Below are 23328 nucleotides of genomic sequence, written 5' to 3' on the forward strand. Positions count from 1 at the left end.
TTTTCGAGCGAAAATAGAGGCTGTTTTCGAAATGAGGGTGATAGAGCGAAAACCACACTAACGGACGGGGGTAGAATTGTTTACAGTGGTGTAAACAGCCTCCCGTTCAGAAGGGTGTTGAAATCACCGTTGTCTTGCGGTTCTATCGTGTTTACGTCAGGGGTTTATATCATAATACTGTGGGAAATGTGGAGTCAGGCGGAGCGAAAAGAGAACAACCGCGGATTGAAATTGATTTGGCTAGGCTACTGGTCGGACGTTGGATCGGGATTGTTGAACCGGCTATTCCCGACCGTCCTATCAAGGATGATACCAAATCCAGTAACCGAATCTAATCCTGAACCGGTCACGGATTGCTCGGTGATGCCCTCGTAACTCTGGACATCCCGTGCCGGGCGGTCGTCGACATGACCTTCTTCTTCAAGAATATCCAAGAGATGGTGAGCCGCTTTTTGACTCTCGAGGACCCAGATTGCTTTTGCGTCGTTTGTCCCACAGAACTCCGCGAGTTTCTCGTAGTCATCAATGACATCGCCACGCCGAAGTGGCGTTTCCGGCCGATCCGGAATTGATGTTTCAACCTCCATCACACGGTGCTCCTTCTGAGGATGAGTCGCGATGAGATCGAAGGTACCAGCTGTGTCGTCGCCACCAATGTAGGTCTTCACGGAGAAGCCGCGATTCGAGTAGATTCGCTCAAGAAGTGAGACGATCACCTTGTGGCGAGGACTTTCACGCGGATCACCCTGTTCTGTCCCCCAGACGATCTCGTAGTCGTCGAACACCGCTAGGGCTTTGTTCGTCGGCCAGTAGTACGTGTAGCGGTTCGCCAGTTGCACCTCTCGCAGATACTCGTCGTCGACGAGGTCATCAGCGATCCCCCGTCGATCAAACTCACGGGTTGCCATCGGCTCTCCACGCTGGTAGAATGACAGATCATCGTTCCAGTAGTCGACCACATCCTGCAAGAATGTCAGCTCCTGGTTGGTTAATGCGTCTGGGGACCGCTCTTCTGGATTTTCTCCGTTACTATCGTTCTTATTAGCCGTCGACGATCCATTGTCGGTCACATCCGCAGACGACCCATTGCCGAGGTTGTTCAGCTGCGTGAGCCGATTCGCAGTCTGCTCGGGGGAGATACAGTACTTCTGCCGAGTCTTAGCCCGGGTTGCGTCAGCCATCGGGCGAATCGCCGAGTCCGTTTCAGCATGCCCCGGCGGCAGCGGCAACGGTTCCAGTGTCATGATCTCGGGCTGTTGCTCTTGGAAGCCAGTCGGTGGCAACTGACCGATGAACTGTCCCTCGGGAAGCCCCTGGATGTAGTCACGGATCTCATCTCTGTCCAGCCCACCGTGGAACAGACTGTCCGGCAGGTCATCGTCGGTCGAGACGTTGCCGATGATCTTGGTGTTGATGTTGTTCAGGACCTCCGTGTACACCGACCGGTTCTTGTGCGGATCGTCGCCGAGGACCTGGGCGGGATACTGCATGACCAGCCCCAGACTCAGATCGAACTCACGGCCTTCCGGGAGCAACTTGTTGTGGACGATGTTGCTCCGGGCCAACGGCGCGCTCTCTTCGATGAGACAGTTGACGACGTAGTCGTCCCGATTCGGTGTCTGGAGGCTCTTGATCGCAGTCCACAGATGGCTCAGGAACAGCACGTTGAACATCTGGGAGGCATCGTCACGAAGCTCCCCAGTGTCGATCACCACCACCTTGTTGCTGTGGAGAATCTCTCGCAGATCGAGAACGTTCTCGTCCTCGGCGTACCAACCGCGATTGTGGTCCCACTCGGGCTTGTAATCGAGCATCCGCCAGATGAAGTCCCGGTCGTTCAGCTTCGAGATCCGGTTCGTGACGGCGCCGGCTGTCTTCTTGAACTGGCGATCGTTCTTCTCGGTGTGGCGTTGCAGTGATGCCGCCACCGTAGGCGATGAGGTCTCTGGAACACTCTTGTGCATCTCGTACTCCAGAGCCATGTCGTAGAGATCCGAGATAGGGAACGCATCACCGCCCACACGGGTTTCCTCGAGGCGAGCCTGATCCGGGTCGGGATACTCGGCCCGCTCCTCCTCGAACAGCGTTCGGATGAACGCTTTCAGCACGTCGTTCCCGACCCACGCCTGCTCGACTTTCTCCTCACCGACGGCGAACCTGAGGACTTCGTAGAAGTGGTCGATCGTATCCTGGATTGCAGATTCACGGGAGCGGCCAGCCTGATAGATCAGCGGCCGGAGGTCGAAGAACGGTAGGCCCGGGACCTCCTGGTCATCTTCGGGGATCTTGATGTACTCGACGTCGTCGAGGTCGTCGAAGATGTACCGATGACTTCGCAGGTAGTTGTCGCACATATCTCCGCCCTTGGAATCGAGCAGGAACGTCGGACCAGAGAGCTCATCGTGGGCGGTCAGCAGATCGTTGATACCGGCGACGGTTTTCCCGCTCCCCGTGGAGCCGGCCCGGAGGTAGTGTCGGGTGAGCGTATCGGCGTCAAGATGGATCGCCTCACGCTGGGTGACTTCACTCCGCCATTCAGCCACGGATTCGAGCGCTTCCTGGCCTGTGGACTCGTTGGGACTGTCGACGACAGTGGCGGCTTTCCCGATACACATCCCCTTGTCGAAGGCCTGGAAGACCTCCTCGTCGGGCGTCGTCAGCGGGGAGTGAGCAGCCGGCCCACCGCCCGAAGCACCTCGGGAGGCTTTGGGGAGTGAGTCGATCGTCGGGACCGTCACGAAGTTCGCGAGTTCGTTCGCGTTCGCGACGAGCATGGGTTTGCTCTTCCAGAACGACTCAGTGGGTGTCGGCCGGGTCAACTCGTGGTTGAGCAGGCGCTGGTACTCACTATCGTGTTGCCCCAGGTACTCACCTTCAACTTGGTAGAATGACCCAGACAGCTGGCTGAAGGAAGACTCCGCATCCCGGATCACCTTCTCATCGCTCGAGGCACACCGGATCGAGACGTTGAAACTCGTCTGCGGGTCCTTGTTGTTGAGCTGGGCCATCCGCGTCGCTTTGTGCCGAGATTGGTCCTCTGGCCCCTGTTCAGCAGAGCCGACTTCTTCGGCAGGTGTATCGTTGCGGTGGCGGCTCCGCTGTTCGTGTTCAGAGACGCCGACCAGTCGGTCGAGGAAGGTCTGGACAAAAAAGCCGAATCCGGAGGTGACGCCCATCTTGAGGTTCCGCTTTTGGCTTTCAGCCTTTCGTGTCCAGTCGACACGGGGCTCGAACACCGCCTGGAACAACCACTCTTCCTCGGTCGTGATCGCCGTTTCGAGCAGATCCGACAGTGGGGACCGGTCGGTGCTGTCGTCGTCGAACTCGGACAGCAGCATCATCCAGTCGTGGCGTTTCTGCTCTTTGCCGACCCACCGGCACAGATGGGGCGTCTCTTCGAAGCACTCCGAGAGAGCAACGTCGTCCGTGTCGAAGCGGTAGTTCGATGGGTACTGGCTGGTCGTCTTACTGTGGAGTTGATCGAGGTCGTCCTCTTGATCGATCCCGAGATAGAATTGGAATCGCTGGTGGCCGGCGGGCTTGTGAATCAGGAACTCGAAAGAGTTGACCGGCTCGACGAAGTCGAGATGGTTTTCGAGGCCGAGCGGGAGTTCGCGACCGTCACCCATCGCGTGCAGTCCGCGGAGCTGGCTGGTGATGGTCTGCGGGGAGAGTTCACTCCGGACGGGTGTGATCTCGATATACTCACGGGCCTGGGTTTCTGCGGTGGCTTCAATCGCGTCACTCCCAGTCTGTGTGTCGACGCTTGGGTCCTGGGTCTGTGCGTCGTCGGAGCTGGTGTCTGAGGACTCACTGTCGTCTTCGTCCTCGGATTGGGACTCACCCGTCGGCTCGATTGGGGGTAACTCCGAACTGGACGGTGAGCGGTCCTGAAGCGGTGAGGAATTGAGCGAACTGCCAGGTCGAGAGAGACGAGAGGCTGCTAACTCGGTCCGATCCGTGTCATCGACCGGATCTGGACGCTGATCAGTGTTCTGAGAATCGCGAGACGGCTTACTGTCTGGAGAGTCGTCGCTATCGGACATCTGCAGCTATCAGTTGCAGCGCCAACAGGTTATTCTTTTTGACTGGTGGGTGGCGGGGTGAAATATACTCTTAAACGATAGGCTCAATGGACCCAATCGGGCGCAACTCTCACGGATTATATGGTTCAACAATTTCGAGGACAGCAGAAGCTTCGTATCGGCGGTTGCGCTGCTGACCAGTTGTTTCTCGTAGCACGTTATCATCCCAGAGGTGTCGAATTGCCTGATTGACTGCTGGTTGCGAGCGATCTAGTTCATCAACGGCCTGTGGTTCCGTGAAGTATGGGTGCTCAATGATGAAATCGATGAGTTCACGAATGACAACACCTTGGCTCTGATACTGCTCCCGATAGCTATCACGCAACGCTAACAGGTCGCGAGCGACCGTGTATGCCTCGCGACCCTGTTCGGCGATGGCCTGCAAGAAAAACGAGACCCACTCGGTCCACGCACCGTCACGACTGACGGCCAATAGCTTAGCGAGATAGGTGTCACGGTTCGCGTTAAAGTATGATGAAGGGTATAGATAAGGGCCGGGCAATAGATCCCATTTGTAGAGGGCCAACATCACAAGGAGGCGACCAAGTCGCCCATTCCCGTCCTGAAAGGGATGTATCGTCTCGAATTGATAGTGAATCAAGGCCAAGTCAACCAATGGCGCGTACGTCGGTCCTGAACGGATGTACTGGAGCAGGCTCCGGAGGGCATACGGAATACTCGCTGGCGGTGCCGGTACGAACCGAGCCTCGCTGAGTGGCGTCCCCGGCTCGTCAATGCCCACGAGGTCCTCACGAAACTCGCCCGGATTCTTTTTCTCACCACGGGCCCCTTGCAGCAAAATCTCGTGTAATTGGCAGAGCAAGTCCCTATCCAACGCGGCACCATCTTTGAGTGCTTCAATACCTATTGTGATCGCTTCAACATAATTTTGCGCTTCTGCGATATCAGCTCGCTCTATCTCGGTTTGACCAGGCTCCTCACCAGCCTCCCGTCGGTAGATATCAGAGAGCGTGAGCCGTGTCGTTGTCTCGATATTTGAGGAATCGACGGCCTCTCGGTGGATAAGGGGGCTCAAAATGACTTCCGGAGAGTCGAGCCATGTGTCTAAATCCGAAAGCTGGCCCACGGCGTACATTGCGTCCCCGTTCTCTTTCAGCAGGTCATGAGTCGCCTCAAGGTCCGGTGGGAGTGGATCTGGGCTGAAGGCGAATATCCCATCCACCATCTCCACCTCGCCAGGAGGGTTCTCAACAAAGTCTTCAGGGCGCATTGTTATGCAACACATGATTCTATGCACATATAGATAACGAATATGGCCTGGACCTATCTATAGCAGTTTTTGGGCCCAATAAGATAATCCTAAGTTGAATAGCTATCGTTCGATGCAATGGAGGGCAGCGAAGATAATTCGCATAGATCAAGCCTGTCCCGATTTCCGGTTCGGCTTGAACATGAGCTTGTACCACATCAGGAACAGCAGTAGTGCGGCCCACTCGACGACCAGCAAGACTTGATGGATCATCCCAGAGATCCACCGATACAGATCCCCCGACCGCTCCAACATGAAGATCCGGACGTAGTGGCTGGTGTAGGCCTTTTCGTAGAACGTACTGGCACCAGACATCGGGTCAGTGCCCTCGAACCCGACGGTTACGAGCGCCGTCGTCGCTTGCACAGTCGCCCATCCACTCGCGTTCGTCCTGACAGTACTCGATTTCGCCCCGTCGACGGCGAGTTCCACCCCACCAATCCCAGCCGACGTATCGGGATCGAACAGCCGGACGTGGACGGTTTTCCCGTCGTTTTGCATCTTGATCTTGGACTCCTGGTAGGTGATATGCTTGACCGTCGTCTGGATACTGTTCCCGAAGATATCCTCAGCGTTGGCCTGTAGGTTCTGCAATTGGGCATCCGTCATGTACGTCTTGCCAGCGTAGCGGGTATAGAGCGGCGTCTCCCCCTCCCGGTTCACAATCCCTGGTGGGAGCGAGCGATCTGAGATGTTCGTCGACGACGTGCGCTTGTCGATCTGGTATCGGAGCTGGCCACGTTTCGACCAGTTCCCCAGTGCCGCGTAGTCCCGGTACAGATGCGCTGCCTCTTTCTTTCCCACTGGATGATCGAAGGTCGTCGGAACTGTCTTCTTGCGATCTCCGACAAACTTCGTAATCGAGTCGTACAACGACACGGGGTAGAATCGCCAGGGACCATATATCGTCTCGGATTTCTTCGATCCACTCGGCGACATTCGAAGCCGGCCGAGTGGCTGTCCGGACAAATCCTGCGTCCCATTGATCGTGATGTAGAGTTCATTCGTCGGTTCTCGATCAATCGCATGGACAGTCACCGACAATTCATCGGGCTGTGCGACCGAGACCCCAGTGCTATCGGCAACAATCGATTTGGTGCCAATCGTCTCGCTATGGCTCTCTGAGACACAGTCCGGATGCTCTCCGTCTTTCCCCCAGCGCCGTTGGAGCGTCACCTCGACCCGGTGGGAGACCTGCAGCGTACCGCTCTGTGGATTGCCAAAGTTGAACGTCGCTCTCCTGCCCCGCCGTTCATCGCCACCCAGTGAGACACGCTTGGTTACCTTCGTGTCGACAATGGACAACTGCTCCCATTTGCGGACATCGTAATACTCGGTCCTCGTCGTAGTGTTGTTTGTTCCTGGGAGGCGAACACGTTCCGTGACTTTACATTCGTCCTCGAGTGTCGTTTCCCAATTTGATGGTTTGATCAGTCGGAAATCCGACGGCGCCAAAACCGTAACATCGTCTGGGCTGACGATGAATTGTCCGTCCAGAAATGCCCCTGGCGACGTTCGGGCGATGCCGGCCCATTGGTTTTTTTGGACGGTAACATTCCGCTCTGAGAAGTTACTGTGGATCTTGATCTTTCCACCGCCGTTGAACCAATTCCTCCCAATCGAACTGCCAGCTGGGCGTTTCGAGACCCAGGGCCTCGTGTCGAACTCGGAAACCGCCTTACTATTGCGACTTTCGTACGAGACTGTTTTCCCCTTGTTCACCTCGACCGCCCACGGGTTCACGATCCGCGGATCGTTGCCACCTGCAATCAGGGCATTCCGAGTGGGGAGCCACCCGTTCCGTGGCTCGGCTTTCCCCAGCGCGTAATAGCCGTTCACTACCTCATGACTCACACCGGCTGTCCTGACCGTCTTGTTCGTCATGTTCCTCGCCGAGACGATGGCCGTCTCGTCTGGCTTGACCCACTTATCTTCGTAGGGGATATGGATATCCGTCGAGAGCTGTTTCCGAAAGCCGTCTGTCCGGGGCGCAAGCGCGTTGATCTTCCCGCTCGGCAACCCCGTCGTTTCGAACGCGAACGGTGGGATTCCAGCAGAGACATTGTAGGTGTTGGCTCCATTCGGGCCGTAGTCGGTGAACGGGATCATCGTCTCATTCCGCGCTGGATCGCTGTCAGCCGACGCGAGGATTTTGAACGGCCCCGAAGAACTGGCCGAAGCAGCGGCGTTAGTTGTACTATTTGAGGAGTCCGTGTTGATCGCGGGCTGTGGGGACGTCGTCAGCGCTGTTGCCGGCACGGTCGCGACGAACGTCTGGAGGACGAGGCACGATACGACTGCAACGATGATGAGGGAACGAGCGACGGATCGACGGGCATCATGTGTCATTGGGAGAGTGTTCTCGGAAGCGGCTGGCTACGTGCGGACGGTCATTCTCTGTACTCCGGACTGTTGCATCAGGGGATCATGTAGTAGATTATCGACAGCAGGGTTCCTGGGGCCAGACCAATGATCGCCATGATCGACCCGGTGAACGCGAGCCACTTGCCCCACCCGCGTTTCTGACTGCCATGGTGGCTGGTGAAATACGCGATCACACCCAGAATCACACAGGTGAATCCGAACAGTTTGAAGATAGTTGCCAGCTGGGCGGGGAATCGGACGGCCTCTTCGATCGCCTTCACTCCGGACGCGAGTATCAAAGTGAGTGCCAAAGGGAGCATCGTACTGAAAGAGAGAGTGAAAGAGTCTGTTTTCGTGGAGAGAGAAATTGGATGGTGAGTTTGCCTCTCAGGGACCACCGACGTTGGTGATGAACTTCAGGACGGAGATGAAGATCCCGAACCCGAAGTAGAAGACGATCATGCCAGCACCACCGCCGAAGAGCCACATTCCGTACTGGGCGCGAGAGGAACTCTTCCGAGCACTCCACCAGAGAACGGCCCCCGCAACGATCGCGATAAATCCGACGTACTTCAGCACCATCATGGCGAGCGAATGGACGTTCGAGAGCATCGATGAGAGACCGTCCTTGCCCGCATCACAGTTGTTCGTGTTACTGGGGTCGCAGTTAGACTGTGCTGCAACTGGCTGAACGAAGATTGTACTCAGTAGTGCCACGGCTAGCACTACAAGCAGGGCTTTCTTACCGAATGACATCGGCAGATTAGACAACCATTCGAAGGGTCTTAATTATTGTCTTTTGCAAGCCGAATGCAACCGAACTCGGTAGTCTGTTACAACCCGAGGAAGCCAAACCGTCCGGAGTCGTCATCGTCATCAGCTGGTTGCTCGGACTCACTGAACGGTTGCTCGTGAGCAGTGTCCTCGACATCGAGGGCAGCCTCCAGCCGGTCGATCCGTTGCTGCAGGCGCGTAATCTCCTCTTCTTGCTGTTCGGCTTTCTTTTTCCAGTGTTTCATGAGCTGTTCGTTGCGATCAACCTCACCCTCGAGTTCCTGGATCCGGCCGGCGATCTGCTCGACCCATGGCGGGACACTCCCCTGGAAGTCGAGGATCTGGGTATACCAGTCCTCGAAGTACTGGGTTGTGGTCGTACGAGAAGCGCCAGTGTCGTTACGCCGGTGGGACTCCGATGTCGATTGGTCCGTGTCGGTGGAGTCCCGACCTGGGTTGTGATCGCGTGACTCTGCTTGCGACCCCCGGACCTCGGGATCGCGACGGTTGCTCTCAGTAGGTGGCGTTTGGTCTGGTTCTGTCTGGTTAGATTGTGTCGTCGACGAGGCCCGGTCTTCCGCAGGGCTGTCCTGGTGTCCACCTGCCGACCGAACGGGCGAACTGCCGTCGACAGACTGCGATTCCGACCGGTGGCTCTGTGACTGTGCGTTCTGCTCCTGTTCGTCGTCCAGATCGAGATTCGAGTGGTCGAAGGTATCGGTCACGTGGCCGAGGGCTTTGCTGATCGTCTTCTGGCCGTAGGTCTCGGTCCCACGGTCTGCATCCCATTTGTCACGCATCAATCCGGACTGGCGGAAGATCGTATCCATCCGGTGGGGATCTTTGTCTGTCCAGAACGCGAGCATCGAGCAAAATGCCATATCAGCCTCGGACTGACTCTCGTACCGGCCTTTCCAGTTCCCCTCCCAGAGTCGTTGGAACTTCTCACCGTTGGCTGCGTTCAGGGCATGCTGGACGAGAGCCGCGTTCGTCCCGGAAAGCCCTGGTACCGATGCTGATTCGTTGCTGGTGTCCGCTGTTGATGCCGGTTCACCGTTTTGTGCAGACGCTTTCCCGTTCCCACTGGGTCCCGTTGGGGTGTCACCGTTGGACGAGAAGACTGCGCCACCGGCCTTCGCCTTGGGGCCGTTCCCCTTACCGTTGGTACTGGCCTCGTCCTCGAGCCAGCTTGTGTCCATCGTGGTTTTCTCACCGATGTACTCGTCATAGACCGATTCGAGCGCTCGTTGACGCTCCTCGATGTCGCCGGCCCGATCTGGAAATGGAGCGCCGGAGACGGTGAAGTATCGGCCTGTCTCGTAGATCTCGATGTCGTCCTTTCGATTGCGGTCACCCGGTATGTCCGCTTTGATCAAGACGTGCGCCCCGGTCCCCGACGGGCTAACCTCGGTATAGCTGTCGAGTGTCTGGATCACGTCCGTCGCCCACGCGTCCGTCTCTCCTGATTCGGGTTCCCGGCAGTCATCGAGGTCAACGCCAACGTACGGATCCTCGTCTGTAAACACGAAGCCGATACCGTCGACGGCGTCACCCTGCATCGAGAACTGCAGAGCTTCTCGAAAACTAGTCCAGGTCGTGGGGTCGTCCGTCGATGCATGGCCCCCGGTTCCTGGTTCGACTGGGATTTTCGTCGCTTTGCCGTCCCGCGTTTTCGTCCGCCAGCAGATCCACTGATCGGTCTGGCGGAGTTCTGCGGGGACGTTCTCAGGGTTCCCCATCATACACTGTCAGAGGTGTTGAATAAACAGAGAGTCCCCGAGCACAAAGAGGTATGGGAACCGCGTCTCAGGTCTCGGTAATAACACTCAGATCGAAGTGCTCGCATTTGAGCGCGTCGGCATTCTCCTTGGCCGCACTCCGCCGTGCATCGGCCACTAACTGCTCGAGGTCTGCGCCAGACACAGCCTCAAGCTCCTCGACCATCTCCCGCAATTCTGAGTCACGAAGGGCAGTGGGGACGTCTTCCAGCTGGGTTCGGAGAATCTGGAAACGCGCCTCGGCATCGGGCAGTGGAATCTCGACGTGCTTGTCGATCCGGCCGGGCCGCAGGACTGCCTCGTCCATCTGCTCTTTCCGGTTGGTCGTGAGCACGACGAAGAACTGCTGGTCGTCCTGGGAGAGCTTGTTCAGGAACGTGTTGGTCGTCTTCGCATCCTCACGATTCGTGGAGAGGCCATCGTCGCGACTCCCCAAGAGCGACTCGGCCTCGTCGATGAACACGACGCCTTCGAGTTGCTGGGCTTCCTCGAACAGTCGGTTGACGAGGTCGGGGCCCTCGTTGATCCACTTGCTCGTCAGCTGGGACTGGCTCAGTTCGACGTAGGGCCGCTGGAGAGCGTTCGCGAGCGCCCGGGCGAACAGTGTTTTCCCCGTCCCTGGCGGACCGTGGAACAGGACGCCCTGATCGGGCGTGACACCAAAGCGGTCGTAGCCCGCGCTGTCGTTGACGTATGGGGAAACCACGTCCTCTCGAAGTTCTTCTTTGACGGACTCGTAACCGCCGACGTCGTCGAAGGTGGTTTCGGGTGGCTCCTGCCAATCGAATTCAAGGTTTTCAGGGATCATCTGGGTCTTCTGTTCGTGGGTAGCGGTCGATTCGTCCGGGTGCGGATTCTCAAATCCACCGTCGTGCATCTGTGGTGACTGCGTAGCCTGTGTGGACTCGGTAGTTCGGGTCGATGAGGATTCTGTTCGGTTCGAGGACGTTTCAACGCCGGATGAAGCCGGAACTCGCTCTTTGTCTTGGACGGTCTCAGCGGTCTGTGATCGCTGTAAGAACCCCGGCGGATAAGCAGCGATCAGCCACATCACTCCACCAGGGTAGTAACTCAGCTGGAGGATTTTTTCATGGGAAAGCTGACCGATCACCGGGAGACTATCGATACCAGCGTAGACGCCACCAATGAGTGTGATAAGAGCGAGCAACGACGTAAGCACACTCACGTGGAACGGGTTCCAAACTTCGCTCGCTTCGTTAAGATTGAAAGCCAAGATTGCAAAAAGGGCAGACAGTATCACCATAGTCTCGATAATCACACTGCCTTCCATCCAAATGCTCTCAGCCCCCGAGATCAGGAGTCCTGCCATCGGGTACGAAATTGCATAGACGCCGACAAATTTTGTGAGTTTTACCAATCTGTCCGAGAAGTCTTTAGCAGTGGAAGGAATACTGAGAGACAAACACTGGTCTAATCTCCAACTGTCTTTGCCTCCCTGGGCCCATATAAATGTCAGAACACAGAAACAGATTATGAACCAGACGAGTCCCAGGAGTTCGTCCAACGTGACCGGAATGGCAGAAATCATAGGGATAAAAGAAATTGATATCAAGATCGGTGAGTACTATTCCTATTTCAATTCCCTTTCGGGGAACAATTAAATATTAGGCTCCATCGCCCCCACCGGCGTCCCCTGCGCCAGTGCCGTTCGTCGTGCCTTGGACCCCACTGTTTTGAGGCGAACTGGTACCGGCTCCACCTTGCTGGGTTTGTTCACGGGTGTTCTTGGAGGTCGCCGCCTTCTTGACGTCATCCCGGGAAGCGGCCTGTTCATCGTCACTGTGCTTTTGCTTCGCCCGATCGTGGGCCATGACGGGTGCATAGCCACCCATTCCGTAGGCGCCTGCTCGGAGCGTGGCGGCTCCGGTTTTGGCGGTTGCCTTTCCGCCTTTCTTTCCGGCTTTCATGGACACCGCTGTCGCCGCTGCTGCCTTTTCAGCACTATGACTGCCCGTAGCTGCAATCTTGGAATTGGTCATCATCGTCTGATACCTATCGTCAAGATCGACGGTTTGCCATTCCCCACTACTGGTCATATACCGAACGTTCTTCGACTCAGGGATGTCGACCTCCCCATCGAATACTGGTTCGTCTCCAAGTATTCCACGCTCATGGGCCTCACTAAGATCCAAAGAGCCACTGTCGGCTTGATCTTCCAGCCACTCCGCGTTTTCCCTGTAGGACTGTGCAAGGTTACTCGGACGGCGGTTTTCGATACCCCTACGTGCTTTGCCGGCCTTATTTTTGATCGATTGAACTCTACTATTACCTGCTACTGCTGATTTCGCGCTTTCCTTCATGCCAGTGGCCTTCACTGCCGCGCCGTCGAAGTAACTCGGCGGCCGATCTTTCCCGGCACTCTGGACGTCACCATCCATCTGATCGCCGAGATTACCGTTGTCGATAGCTGCACGGGGTGTCCCGCCACTCGAGGAGCCGCCGTTACTCGATCCGGATTTCCGCCGTGATCCACTCCCGCCGTCGCCACCACCGCCAGAAGCGCTCACAGCGCCGGCAGCAGAGCCACCAGCGTCCGCACCGGCAACCGCACCCTTTCCAGCGGCTGCGCCGGCAGCCGCCCCACCGGCAGCCATGGCGGCTGTCGTCGCCATGCCGACAGCCTTCCCAATGCCCATCGGCTGGCCAGCCCAGCTGATCGCTTTGAACACGATCGCGACGAGGACGAACGGGACCAGAACGACTAGCACCAGCTGTGTCCAGTATCGCGTCGCACCACCACCAGCGCCAGCCTGGACAACGCCACCGGCCATGATGACCTTCATCGCCCGGAGCGCCACGGCAAGAAGCGGGCCTGCCAACAATGCGTATACTCCCATCCGGCCGACCTTGGCAGAGAATTTGTGGATATGGACGCCAAAGCCCCAGTCGGGGTACCACATGACGGCCCAAATCGGCGCGCCGAGGAACACGATATAGACGATGTACGTTCGCAAGGCGAGCGCGAAAATCGACAGCGGCGTCGCGATCATCATCAGGACCGCCGCCTGGAAGTAGGCCGCGATCAGCGCCATCGACCCGAACGTCGATTCGATGTTGAACTGGTTACTCCCCGGATTGAAATTCAGTTTAAACTGCTCCGGCGCGATCTGCATCGTCACTGCGTTCATCGCGTCAACGCCGAGACCGATCAGCGGTTTCGAGAGCGCGATGATCAATACGACCGAGGCGATCCGAAACCCCTGGCGCCAGAGGTGTGCTTTCTGTCGGTCTGCCCACGGCATGGACAGCAGGCCTACGACAATCATCAACGGGAACAGCGCCACGGCCAGTTTGAACGATGCTTGCCATGCGGCCACTGCCTTTGTGGAGGTGGCTGGGTTCACGATCTTCAGCAGCGGTGTGAGAGCAACCCCTGTCAGCTGGAAGAATCCCTCGAGGATCGATCTGATGAATCCCTGGAACGCCCCGAAGATCGCATCAGCGATATCGCCAGGCCCGGGAATCCCGACTAAGATGACGTAGTTGGCGGCGGTCACCAGCGGATTGGTCTCAATCATCGCTCTCGCCCCCTTGGGTCTGCGATTCCAGATTTGCAGGCATCACATCAGCCTCGTCAGGTGACTCCGGCTCTGGATCAATCCCGTCCAACAGTGCATCGTCGTCGACGGCCGACTGTGGCTGTACCGAGCCGGGATATCCGTTGTTCTCCATCCACCGCCGATCGCGTTCGCTGAGCATCCCCTCGTTCTGGAGGTACGTCCACGGGTCGCGGTCGTCGTCGAGGATGTGGTGTTCGAACTCGCCGGAGTAGACGTCCAGCCACCGACGCCCGTGCTGGGATGTACTCAGCAGACATTCCGAGTAGTCGGCGTCCTCGCCACGAGTAGCGCGCTGAATATCACGCACCTCGTCTTCGGAGAGCTCGAAGTAGTCGACGACCTCCGGGCCGACGTTCTCCTGATAGAACAGCTGCTTCACGTCGCAGTTGTCATAGATCTCCCTCGTGGCGTCGTTTTTCAGGAACTCCTCGGCGGTTTGGCTGATGAGCGTCAGGCCGGCGGCAAAGTGACGGCTATGCCGGATGAACAGGTTGATCAGATCCCGCGCACCGTCCCGGCGGAGCAGATAGTGCGCTTCCTCGAAGGTCACGTCAGTCTTCTTCTCCGACCGGCGAGCCTCGTCGTAGGCCCAGTTGAGCATCGCGTGCATGATGATCGGCATCTCGCCCGTGTCTGCGAACGAACTCATGTCGAACACGACGAGGTCGTCCTCAAGGTCGATGTTGCTCGGGCCGTTGAGGTTGCTGTTGATGTTCCACTGCTTGAGCGATTCGAGTTTCGGCTCCAGTTGCCGAGCGATGGTCTGATAGCGCTCCGGCGGCGTCTGGAGGTTCGTCACTGCATCCAGCACCTCGCTCTCGACATCGTCGGCGTCGGTGTCGACCGTCAGCCCATCATCGTCGTACGTGACACCGAGTCTGTCCGGGATAGTCTCACTGAGTTCTTCGTCGGAAAGGCCACCGTTTGCGATGATCCCAACGCCTTCGATCACGTCGTCGATGATCGGGCTCTCCCGGTCGAACGTCTCGGGATCCGGCGTGATGCCTTTCTTGAGGTAGGCGTAGTAGATTGCATTCGAGATGACCCCCTCGTCGCCAGATGTCATCCCGTCGGTGTCTTTCTCGTCCAGATACGTGCCGAACAGTCTGACGACGTTCCGGAGTTTCAGCTTGAACACACTCTCCTGTGTGGTTGCATCGTGAGCGGCCGCGTCGATATCGAGCGGGTTGATCCGGTAGTCGCCACCGAACTTGATCACCGTGCCACCCAGCTGTTCCACGAAGTCGACGAAGTCATCGCCGAGCGGGTCGAAGATGATCGTCTTGAGGTCGTCGTCGACGAGAACTCGCCGCCAGAGCGCCATCTTTGTCGCGTAAGTCTTCCCCGATCCGACCTTGCCGCTGATAGCTTTCGAATGGCCCGATAGCCCGTACCGATTGATGATCACTGGGCGGTTCGTGTTGTCGAAGCCCAGCAGGATCCCGTTCTCGTCGTCGACGGCCGGCTCGACGAAATTGAAACACTGCGTCAGTGCCTCCAGTTGGACTGTGTTGTGGTTCTCGATCTTTGGGCTGGCCAGCGGTGCGACCGACGCCTGGGCGGCGTCCTGTTCGGCCTGAATCGGGGTCAAATCAAGCCCTTGCTGGCGGGCGCGGCGCTGGATCCGCTTGCTCGCTTCCTGCATCTCTTCGAGGGTCTGCCCACGGATTTCCACAAAGACCGAGACGTCGAAGAGCTTGGTCGTCCCCTGAACGAGTTCTCCGAGGAGACGGTCGAGTTCCTCGGCCTCGTGCTCTTGTTCGTGCGTGTCCGTGCGGTTGCGACGTTTCTTCCGCTGGATCGCGCTTTTCATCTGAGTCAGCCGCTTCTGGAGCCGCGATTTCACGTCCTCCGTCTCCCGTGGGTTGATCTGCATCGACAGGCGCACGTCCTCTGACGCGAGTGTCAGCGGCAAGAGCCACCCCGATGAGAGGAACCGTGGGAGCGACGACGCGGTGAGGATCTGGTAGAAGTCTCCATCTCGGGAGTGCCAGTTCGCCTCCTCGTCGATGACCTCTGGCGCGAGAACTGACCGATCGATCCGGCCTTTCTCTTCGGCGGTAGTGAACGGCGTGGCCAGCGTCGTCTCGTCCGTCGACGCCAGTTGATAGGCGGCTTTCTCGATGGCGTCCTTGTCAGGCTCCTGGCCGACGGCCTCGAGATACTCGATGGCCTCCTGCATCTCCTCGCCGGAGAGGTCGTCGATAGGGATACGACCCTCCTCGTCGTCCAGATCCTCCTCACCGCCGGGAGTCGGGAGTCGGTCGGTGAGCGACGATGTCTCCTGATCTAGGTCGGGCTCTGCTGAGTTCTCATTCGGGCTCCGCCAAGGGAGAACGACCTCGACGAACAGCGGTGTTCGCCAGACCAGTGCAGCGACGATACACGCCGAGACGACCGCAGCGATCGCACCGGCGAACAGTCCAGCGCGATACGCAGGCCAGGAGGCGGTAATCATACGGGCGCCTGCATAGCGCTGGATGACGATGCCGCTGATGCCGACTACCATCCCGGCAACGCCAGCGCGGACTTTCGAGTGGCGGTACTGCCAGCTGGTCACGGCGACCATCAGCGCTGCGATGAGCGCATTGGCAGCGACACCGAGGGCAATCAGTTCCGGTCGTGAGAGGGAATATGGACCAATCATCGTGATCACTCGCTGGGCTGGTGGGTGTTGACCTGATTCGGTCGCTGCGCCCCGTCTTTCTCGACGTCCTCTGGCGGGGCGTGTTCAGTGAGCCAGCCATGATCTAGATTCTCCGGTGGCTCGTCACCCTTGTAGTAGTAATAGAGAATTTGCTTGATCTCGTTGGGGTCGTCTCGAATCTCCGGATCGACACCCGTTGGCGGGAGTGACGACGCCATGTTCTCTGCGCGCGAGCGGACCTCGCGAGCCAGCATATCGTGGTCAATTTCCTCTTCATCCCCGGCCGGTCGTAAGCGACTCAGGAACCCACCGTCATCTTCGTCGGTGTCCTCAGCCATCGATTTCTTGACGGTGACGACGATGAAGTGCTGGCGGTCGCGAATATCCGCCATGGAGACGACGTTGTCGATCCAGTGGCGATGCTGTGCCCGTCCATGACTCATCAGCGGGTGTTCGTCGGGGTCGCGCGTCCGGTTGGCTTCTTCAAGGCGGTGGGTGTACTCGGAAGCGTCGTACGGCGTCGGCAGCGTGAGAATCTGGAAGGTTGACTGGGTGCCCATCAAGATGTCACTCCACGCTTCCAGGACTGCTTCTTTCTGGTCGTTGTCGAGAATGAGCCATGGGCGGGGGCCGATCTCGATAATCATTGAGACACTGTCCTCGGTGACGATCACACCGTCGTCGCGGATGTACTCGAAGTCGAGATGGTCAGCAGTGTCGTCACTGCCGAGAAGGCGTTCGACCTGGGTTTCCTCCTCTGGCGTGTCGTCGCCTTCGGTGCGGGTTTTCTCCTCGTCGGTCGAGTGGAAGTAGCTTTCGTAGGTCACAGTATTCGCTTCAGGGTGGGTCGGTTGCCAGTGATACGTTGCATCGGTATAGCGGATTTTGCACATGCCGAGGAGCCATCGGTGCGGACGCTGGCAGGCAGGGGTTTTCACGAACACCAGGCCGCCGATGACGAACCCGGCGATGCCGAGCGGGCCATAGAACTGGACCGGGAGATTCAGCAGTAGGGTTGCGGTTGCTGGCGCAATCGGAATCGCGAAGGATTGGAATAGTCGCTTGACGCTGAAGCCGCGAAATTTGCTCGTGAGGAGACTATCTGCAACTGGAACGCGTTCAGGCATTGTCGCTGGTCATAGATTGAGTTGTGAACTGGTTTCGCGCGATCGGTAGACCTGCTCACGGCGTGGACAGCAGTCGTCGGGCGGCGAGTTGTGGCGCTGTCGCTCCGTTCGCAGTCGTGCGGTGTACGGAGTTGACTGCCGAATGTGGTATCTCCACTACAGGTTTCAGACCCACCCTACTTTTATTTTTCTCTCTGAATGGACGTGTATCCAACTGTTAGCTGTATGGATCACAGCAGCGAGGGAAAGACAGCAGGCAGAAAGGCGAGTATGATCCCGCTCATCGAGCCGAGGATGAGTCCCACACCGGTCTTGAGACTGGTACGCGCACTTTGGCTGACTCTGCCCGTCGACGGTGAGATACCGTAGAGTGCAGCACCCCAGGCGATGAGTGCTTGCCCAGCGATGGCGGCGACCTTCGAGAGAACATCCGCCGCCTGGTAGAGCGACTGATCGGCCCCTTGGCTAGCAACCTGCGTCCCGCGGATGCCAGGAGCGAACATCGCCTGTGATGTCGACGGGATCGGCCCCGAACCGGCGACGATGAAGCCAAGGACCGCGTAAACCGTCCCCAGCGCAAAGTACACGACAAGCGCGCCAGCACCGCCACAGAGTATTCCTAACCCTCGACGGCGCCGTCGGGTGTTTGTTCCTGTTCCCCAGTAGATCGCACCGGCAATGAGTGTGATAACGGCGAGGTATCGGCTCGAAACAAGGACAAGGGAAGCGAATCGGCTGATCGACTCGACCATGGCGCTGCCGACCATCGATATGGATAGTTCAAATGGGTGGGTTACAAGACTTCCGTCTACTACTCCAACAAATCTTGAAGCCAGGAGGCATATTCTGTTTCAACAGATGAAATTGGTCTAGCCTATTTTTTGGCCAGCCTAGACACCATACTGAAGGTTTTCTCGTAGCTTCATATATGATTTTCTAATTTGATTACAAGGAATCACTTTCAGCTATTCTTGCTGGGACTCACTGGGGAGATGTATTGACTTCGGACTGTATCCCCCTCGCGCCACTGCAAATAGTAGTAGTCGTTGCCGTTGATCGTTTTGGTGGTGATCGTCCCTTTCGTAGAGGCGATTCCAGCTTTGTCGATAGCTTCCTCCTTGACCTCTTCCCAGTCATCTTCGTCCCATTCGTCGGGTACGTCATCTGGCTCCTGCTCAGCTTGTTCGGATACCTCTTGATCAGCCTGTCGCTCTTTCCAACCGGCGAGGGAGAGTGCGTAATTCGACACGAGGCGAAGCCGGTCAGGATCCTGCCGTTCGATCGCATCGATTAGATAGGCTGGCAGTTCGTCGGGTGCTGCTGGCGGTGTGTCGAGATTGCCAGTGAGATCGTCGGAATTGTCGTCGGACATGGGTCGTGGATCGTGTCTTAACCAACGCTCGAATTCGTATTAGATGTGTTGGTTAGGTTTGACTCTCATCAGACTTCTCGACAGTAGCCTGGAGTTCGTTGATCTCTCTTGGTCAGTCAGTATGTGCTGAATACTGTCGCCAGCTGCTCACGCATCGAATCACGCCGTATTTCTCGCAGTGTATCGGCTTCGAGGTAGTTCTGTTTCAGCACGTCGACGGACGCTGATCCCTGCGCGGCGGCAACCTCGTCGAGCCACTCGTCGGCGTCGTTCATCACGGCTGTGTACGCATTATACCAGTAGCGCCGGCAGTACTTCGGTGTAATCGTGCTACCGTCGATTTCGACGTCTGCCCGCTTGGCCACCGTCTGGAATCGATTGTAGACCGTTGTCCCAGAGATGTGGCCGCTCTCGGACCGCGTCGAGGGGAACAGATAGCCGGACGTGTGGTCGGTCCATTCCTCGGTCACGGCCGCCAAGCGTTCCCGAACTACGTCGTCTCCATAGAGGAGTGCCACCGTCCCCGGCCCATTCTTTCGCTGCCCGAACTCAATGTACGGTCCCGGTGCATCAGCAGGATCGAGCGTGAACTGTCGGCGATGGAGTGCGGCCACCTCGCCCCTTCGAAGTCCCCATGCGCCAAGGGCGACTAGTAACAGCCGTTCCTCGAGGGTTTCGGTCGCACGTGCGAGCTCGCGCATCTGTTCATCTGACGGCGCCGTGGTTTCCTTGCTGTCGGCACTGGTCCAGCCATACCGGTTCGCGAACCCGTCAACCGGGTTGAACGCTGCCCGGCCGGTATTCACAAGATAATCGTACCATGACGAGATAGTTCGGTGGTACTTGTGGCGGGTCTGTGTCGTTTCAAGCCGGTCCTGTAGCTGGTCATAGACCGTTTCCACCATGTCGTTGGCGTCGCGACGTTGATTCTCGTCCTGGACCGCAGCCAGTAAATCGTCACCCCACTCGTCGACATAGATCTCGACGTAGGTTTTGAGCCGCGAGTACAGCGTCCGCACGGTGTTCTCGGATTCGATGGATTCACTCCGGTCGCGTTTCTCGGCGAGCCAGGCGTTCAGTCGCTCACGGGTCGCGTCGTTCTCAGTCGGCCACTCTGCCCTGTCGTCCGCCGCGTCAGGGTCAACGCCGACGTGTTCGGTGCAAAACCGGCGGAGCGTCGTGTCGTGATACTCGCGCAGGGCATACTCGAGATTCCGGTGGCCCTGGTCGACGAGCCATTGGCGAGTTGGGACGGTTGTTTCGGGGTCATACCCCTCAGCGGCCAACCGCGGCCAGATGACGGCTCGGTATCCGACCAGTAGTTCCTCGAAAGAGAGATTCGACCATTTCTCCCGGCCCTCACGGAGCCGCACAGCCAGTTCTTCGGGATCCCCCTCTGCTGGGTGCATCTTGCCTGTGGAGTGGGTTAGATCGTTAGAGTCTCCGGGGTTCGCGTCGGAATCTCGAGGGAAAACAGTGGCTGTCTCCGATTCTGAATCTGAGTCGTCCATATTCGGCCTATTGAGTCCAACGGTTTCTTATCTGGTAGTTCTTGCGGCTGTTGCGTCCGTGGTGAGACACGGCAAATGTCGAATATACACCCTGAATATTACCTGTGAGAATAAAGCATATGTCGCTATATTCTTTTAGCGCCGGCCGATACGGTTGGATGTTGTATTTCGGACGTGTTTGCCAGCGGCTGGGCATTCAGTAATACCGACACTCACAGGTCTTCGTTAGGATGGTCAACATCGACCTCGTCGGCAGGGCCGGCAACCCACTCGACGGGAATGAGTTTCGTGTCCCGGCCAGTTTTAATTTCGACCTTTCCATGGACTGGGTCCCTGTTCTGCTTTCTAATCGGCGGAACATCCTCGACGACTCCTTCTGTCGTGTGCCCGTAGACCGCGCTGTCAGGCCCATCGACGTAGTATGCAATCAGATCACCGGGGGCGACTGAGACATCTGATTCGGGGACGACCGTCTCCGTCGAGGGAGGGGCTCGCGTCACCTGCTCTTCGACAGGTGAGCTCTCGCTGTCCGCAGCTGTACCTCTTCGCGCGGGGTCGATCTTCTGGATCTCAAAGCCCTGGATCGCTGCGACATCATCGCGACCGTCGACCCAGTCGGTCAGCGTCTGCTCAATCCACTCGACGGTCAGGTCGCCCCGACTCTCAATGTCAAGTTCCCACCGCTCGTGTTGTTGCCGACCAGCGGGGTCCTGAAAAGTCGCGAACATATTGAACCGCGCTTCCGCATCTGCGGCGACCACCTCCACCGAGAGAGTGTCCCCATCTACCGTAATTTTCGCCATGAACTGAGGCATTAGCCCAATCGATAAAAAAACCGGCCCGTCCCCACAGACATGACTACTTAGTTTGTACGGCCGACACCCCCTGAGAGGGTATGCTTCGGCTCGCAACGTTTAGGATCCCCTGCACCGCTACAAATCCTGATCAAGCACAGTTATTTCACTCACTCAGTCTCACTGGACTACCGATCCGATACCGGACTGCGGACAACAATAGATGTAGGCGGGGAGAGATTTAGTGGTCCGTTACGACTCGCTGCCCCTCACTCCTGTAACAGATGCATGTCTGTAACGTCCATCTGTTACCACTACTTGTATCAATTTGGCGGCCTGGAATGGCATCCCCCGGATACATGAAACTCATAAAATCTGAATACCTGTAACAGATATCCGTAACAGACATCCATGACAGATACAAATTACAATCGTCTGTAACGTATGTCTTGTGCGCCCCTCGTCTTTCGATATCGTATCTGCCCCATACATCTGTAACAGTAGTCTGTAACGAGCGTCTGACATAGATTTATGTCACGTGCGACTGCATACGCATATATGATCACCCCAGTGGTCTACTCAGAATCCGGTGGGACGTACAAGACCACGATGACCGCTAACCTCGCGGTTGCGTTGAATCGGATGGGATTAGACGTCCTCGTGCTGGATCTCGACCCCCAAGAAGGGAATTTGACCACGCTCTTCGACGTGGGCGAGCACCGAAGCGATCCCGATGCCGACAATCTGGTCAAGCACATTCTCGAGCAACCGGACGGGGAGTTTGCCGACCTGATCGAGACGTCGGAGGAGGGTATCGACATCGTCCCAAGCCACGACATGCTGGGGGATTTCACCTCCAACCTGGAGCAGAAGATTTCCTACGAGACGTCGATGCAAAACATCAGTCGCGACGAGTACCCCCGATTTAAACTCCTGCACCGCCTCCTGTGGGAGGAAGAAGCCCTTCAGGAGGAGTACGACGCTGTCTTGATTGACCCCAACGCCCGGGCTGAAGACCTCCTTTACAACGCCATCTTCGCGCTCCGCACGCTGGTGGCACCAGTTAAACCGGCAGGGAAAGGGAATCTCAGCCTCGATGGGTTGGAAGAGTTAGTCGGCAACATGGAGCAGCAACTCGAGATCCAGATCGGACTCTCGTGTGTTGTGCCGTCTGGTGTCGGACAGACAAACGCCCACCGCCAGTACAAAAAACAGTTTGAGGATACAGATGCGTTCGCCACGCCAGTCGCGATTGCGGATCGCGAGAGCCTGATGGATGCGATGTGGGAAGCCAGAGGGTCGGCCTTCAAAGTTGTCGAAGAACGCTGGAAAACGTTCGAACAGGACGGTGAGATGGTGAGTGAGCCAGGTCAGCGGCGGATTCGTGATCGGGAAATCGACACGCTCACCAAACTCTATCAGCTGGCTCATTTCGTCGCGACTGAGACGTTCGATGCCGACGTGGATCCGGTGTTAGAGCTCGATATTGAGGGGCATGAGACACGGACGATCGACCTGCGGGAAACGGAGCAGACGGAGGTGAAAGCATGAGCAACTTCAAATCTGGTTCTGGAAACCTCGACTTTGGCAGTGATGACGAGGAAACCGCGGAGTCGGAATCAAACACGAGCGAGTCCGAAGGGACACCCGGATCTGAGGCAGAATCGGGATCCGAAGAACCCACGGCAGAGGTAGATAGTGCGCCTGACCGGAACACGGATAACGAAGGCACTGAGTCGCAGACAAGTTCGGACGACGCTCCAGAGTATCCGTATTTTGTGCGTCGGAACAACGTCGGCGACGAACGAGACACGAGACTCGAGATCCACGTTCGGGATAACGTGGTAGCCCAGGAGTCCGAATTCCGGAACAAGCTCGCCGAACACCTCGACGCAAATGATATCGCGAAAACGGACGCCAGAGAATTCGCGCTGCTAGCAGCGTTTGAAAATCCGCAGGTGGTAGCTGAACTGATGGAAGAGGAAGGATTCGGAGCGATCTAACAATAGTCTCAGTCGCTATCAT

At 57.3% G+C, this 23328-nt stretch carries 17 protein-coding genes; 3 read left to right on the top strand and 14 right to left on the bottom strand.

The window, feature by feature from the left end; translation table 11 throughout:
- Nucleotides 1-245: 245 nt before the first annotated feature.
- Nucleotides 246-3008 (bottom strand): ATP-binding protein, encoded by a 2763-nt coding sequence (locus EAF64_RS13985; protein ID WP_129069611.1) that lies wholly within the window; start codon nt 3006-3008, stop codon nt 246-248.
- 12 nt (nt 3009-3020) lie between these two features.
- Between EAF64_RS13985 and EAF64_RS13990 the strand changes: the two genes are divergently transcribed.
- Complete coding sequence (locus EAF64_RS13990) at nt 3021-3806, top strand: hypothetical protein (protein WP_129069612.1); 786 nt, start codon at nt 3021-3023, stop codon at nt 3804-3806.
- A gap of 349 nt (nt 3807-4155) precedes the next feature.
- Here the strand turns inward: EAF64_RS13990 and EAF64_RS13995 are convergent, their stop codons facing one another.
- The 13 genes from EAF64_RS13995 to EAF64_RS14055 all read right to left on the bottom strand — a co-directional run bounded on the left by EAF64_RS13995 (nt 4156) and on the right by EAF64_RS14055 (nt 21312).
- Nucleotides 4156-5316 (bottom strand): Fic family protein, encoded by a 1161-nt coding sequence (locus tag EAF64_RS13995; protein WP_129069613.1) that lies wholly within the window; start codon nt 5314-5316, stop codon nt 4156-4158.
- A gap of 147 nt (nt 5317-5463) precedes the next feature.
- Nucleotides 5464-7704, bottom strand: a complete 2241-nt coding sequence (locus tag EAF64_RS14000; protein ID WP_129069614.1) for a hypothetical protein — start codon at nt 7702-7704, stop codon at nt 5464-5466.
- 68 nt (nt 7705-7772) lie between these two features.
- Complete coding sequence (locus EAF64_RS14005) at nt 7773-8000, bottom strand: hypothetical protein (RefSeq protein ID WP_129069615.1); 228 nt, start codon at nt 7998-8000, stop codon at nt 7773-7775.
- A gap of 106 nt (nt 8001-8106) precedes the next feature.
- Nucleotides 8107-8475: a hypothetical protein gene (locus EAF64_RS14010; RefSeq protein ID WP_129069616.1), complete on the bottom strand. Its 369-nt coding sequence runs from the start codon at nt 8473-8475 to the stop codon at nt 8107-8109.
- Between the two features lie 77 nt (nt 8476-8552).
- Nucleotides 8553-10052: a phage NrS-1 polymerase family protein gene (locus tag EAF64_RS14015; RefSeq protein WP_129069617.1), complete on the bottom strand. Its 1500-nt coding sequence runs from the start codon at nt 10050-10052 to the stop codon at nt 8553-8555.
- A gap of 247 nt (nt 10053-10299) precedes the next feature.
- Nucleotides 10300-11601, bottom strand: a complete 1302-nt coding sequence (locus EAF64_RS14020; protein ID WP_193767691.1) for an ATP-binding protein — start codon at nt 11599-11601, stop codon at nt 10300-10302.
- A 295-nt stretch (nt 11602-11896) separates the two neighbouring features.
- Entirely contained in the window at nt 11897-13810 is a 1914-nt protein-coding gene (locus EAF64_RS14025; protein ID WP_129069619.1) for a hypothetical protein, read from the bottom strand.
- The gene (locus EAF64_RS14030) at nt 13803-16499 is read right to left on the bottom strand and encodes a VirB4 family type IV secretion system protein (protein WP_129069620.1); all 2697 of its coding nucleotides are present in this window, start codon (nt 16497-16499) and stop codon (nt 13803-13805) included. Before EAF64_RS14030 ends, EAF64_RS14025 begins: the two co-directional genes overlap by 8 nt.
- A 5-nt stretch (nt 16500-16504) precedes the next feature.
- A complete protein-coding gene (locus EAF64_RS14035; RefSeq protein ID WP_129069621.1) occupies nt 16505-17626 on the bottom strand; it encodes a hypothetical protein in 1122 nt (373 codons plus the stop codon).
- 230 nt (nt 17627-17856) lie between these two features.
- Entirely contained in the window at nt 17857-18393 is a 537-nt protein-coding gene (locus tag EAF64_RS14040) for a hypothetical protein (RefSeq protein WP_129069622.1), read from the bottom strand.
- Nucleotides 18394-18587: 194 nt separating this feature from the next.
- Nucleotides 18588-18998 (bottom strand): hypothetical protein, encoded by a 411-nt coding sequence (locus tag EAF64_RS14045; protein ID WP_129069623.1) that lies wholly within the window; start codon nt 18996-18998, stop codon nt 18588-18590.
- Between the two features lie 116 nt (nt 18999-19114).
- Nucleotides 19115-20407, bottom strand: coding sequence for a tyrosine-type recombinase/integrase (locus tag EAF64_RS14050; protein ID WP_129069624.1), 1293 nt, complete (start codon nt 20405-20407; stop codon nt 19115-19117).
- A 314-nt stretch (nt 20408-20721) separates the two neighbouring features.
- The gene (locus tag EAF64_RS14055; protein WP_129069625.1) at nt 20722-21312 is read right to left on the bottom strand and encodes a hypothetical protein; all 591 of its coding nucleotides are present in this window, start codon (nt 21310-21312) and stop codon (nt 20722-20724) included.
- Nucleotides 21313-21861: 549 nt separating this feature from the next.
- Between EAF64_RS14055 and EAF64_RS14060 the strand changes: the two genes are divergently transcribed.
- Both EAF64_RS14060 and EAF64_RS14065 read left to right on the top strand, forming a co-directional pair.
- Nucleotides 21862-22854, top strand: coding sequence for a ParA family protein (locus EAF64_RS14060; RefSeq protein WP_129069626.1), 993 nt, complete (start codon nt 21862-21864; stop codon nt 22852-22854).
- Entirely contained in the window at nt 22851-23306 is a 456-nt protein-coding gene (locus EAF64_RS14065; protein ID WP_129069627.1) for an acyl-CoA dehydrogenase, read from the top strand. Before EAF64_RS14060 ends, EAF64_RS14065 begins: the two co-directional genes overlap by 4 nt.
- Nucleotides 23307-23328: the final 22 nt, after the last annotated feature.

Source organism: Halorientalis pallida, from assembly GCF_004118325.1.
GTDB classification, from domain to species: domain Archaea; phylum Halobacteriota; class Halobacteria; order Halobacteriales; family Haloarculaceae; genus Halorientalis; species Halorientalis pallida.

Bases quoted from the DNA above. Each gene is read 5' to 3' on its own strand.
- EAF64_RS13985 (WP_129069611.1), bottom strand. From the start codon at position 3,008: ATGGCCCAGCTCAACAACAAGGACCCGCAGACGAGTTTCAACGTCTCG.
- EAF64_RS13995 (WP_129069613.1), bottom strand. From the start codon at position 5,316: ATGCGCCCTGAAGACTTTGTTGAGAACCCTCCTGGCGAGGTGGAGATG.
- EAF64_RS14000 (WP_129069614.1), bottom strand. From the start codon at position 7,704: ATGACACATGATGCCCGTCGATCCGTCGCTCGTTCCCTCATCATCGTT.
- EAF64_RS14010 (WP_129069616.1), bottom strand. From the start codon at position 8,475: ATGTCATTCGGTAAGAAAGCCCTGCTTGTAGTGCTAGCCGTGGCACTA.
- EAF64_RS14015 (WP_129069617.1), bottom strand. From the start codon at position 10,052: ATGCAGGGTGACGCCGTCGACGGTATCGGCTTCGTGTTTACAGACGAG.
- EAF64_RS14020 (WP_193767691.1), bottom strand. From the start codon at position 11,601: ATGGCAGGACTCCTGATCTCGGGGGCTGAGAGCATTTGGATGGAAGGC.
- EAF64_RS14025 (WP_129069619.1), bottom strand. From the start codon at position 13,810: ATGATTGAGACCAATCCGCTGGTGACCGCCGCCAACTACGTCATCTTA.
- EAF64_RS14030 (WP_129069620.1), bottom strand. From the start codon at position 16,499: ATGATTGGTCCATATTCCCTCTCACGACCGGAACTGATTGCCCTCGGT.
- EAF64_RS14035 (WP_129069621.1), bottom strand. From the start codon at position 17,626: ATGCCTGAACGCGTTCCAGTTGCAGATAGTCTCCTCACGAGCAAATTT.
- EAF64_RS14040 (WP_129069622.1), bottom strand. From the start codon at position 18,393: ATGGTCGGCAGCGCCATGGTCGAGTCGATCAGCCGATTCGCTTCCCTT.
- EAF64_RS14045 (WP_129069623.1), bottom strand. From the start codon at position 18,998: ATGTCCGACGACAATTCCGACGATCTCACTGGCAATCTCGACACACCG.
- EAF64_RS14050 (WP_129069624.1), bottom strand. From the start codon at position 20,407: ATGCACCCAGCAGAGGGGGATCCCGAAGAACTGGCTGTGCGGCTCCGT.
- EAF64_RS14055 (WP_129069625.1), bottom strand. From the start codon at position 21,312: ATGGCGAAAATTACGGTAGATGGGGACACTCTCTCGGTGGAGGTGGTC.
- EAF64_RS14060 (WP_129069626.1), top strand. From the start codon at position 21,862: ATGATCACCCCAGTGGTCTACTCAGAATCCGGTGGGACGTACAAGACC.
- EAF64_RS14065 (WP_129069627.1), top strand. From the start codon at position 22,851: ATGAGCAACTTCAAATCTGGTTCTGGAAACCTCGACTTTGGCAGTGAT.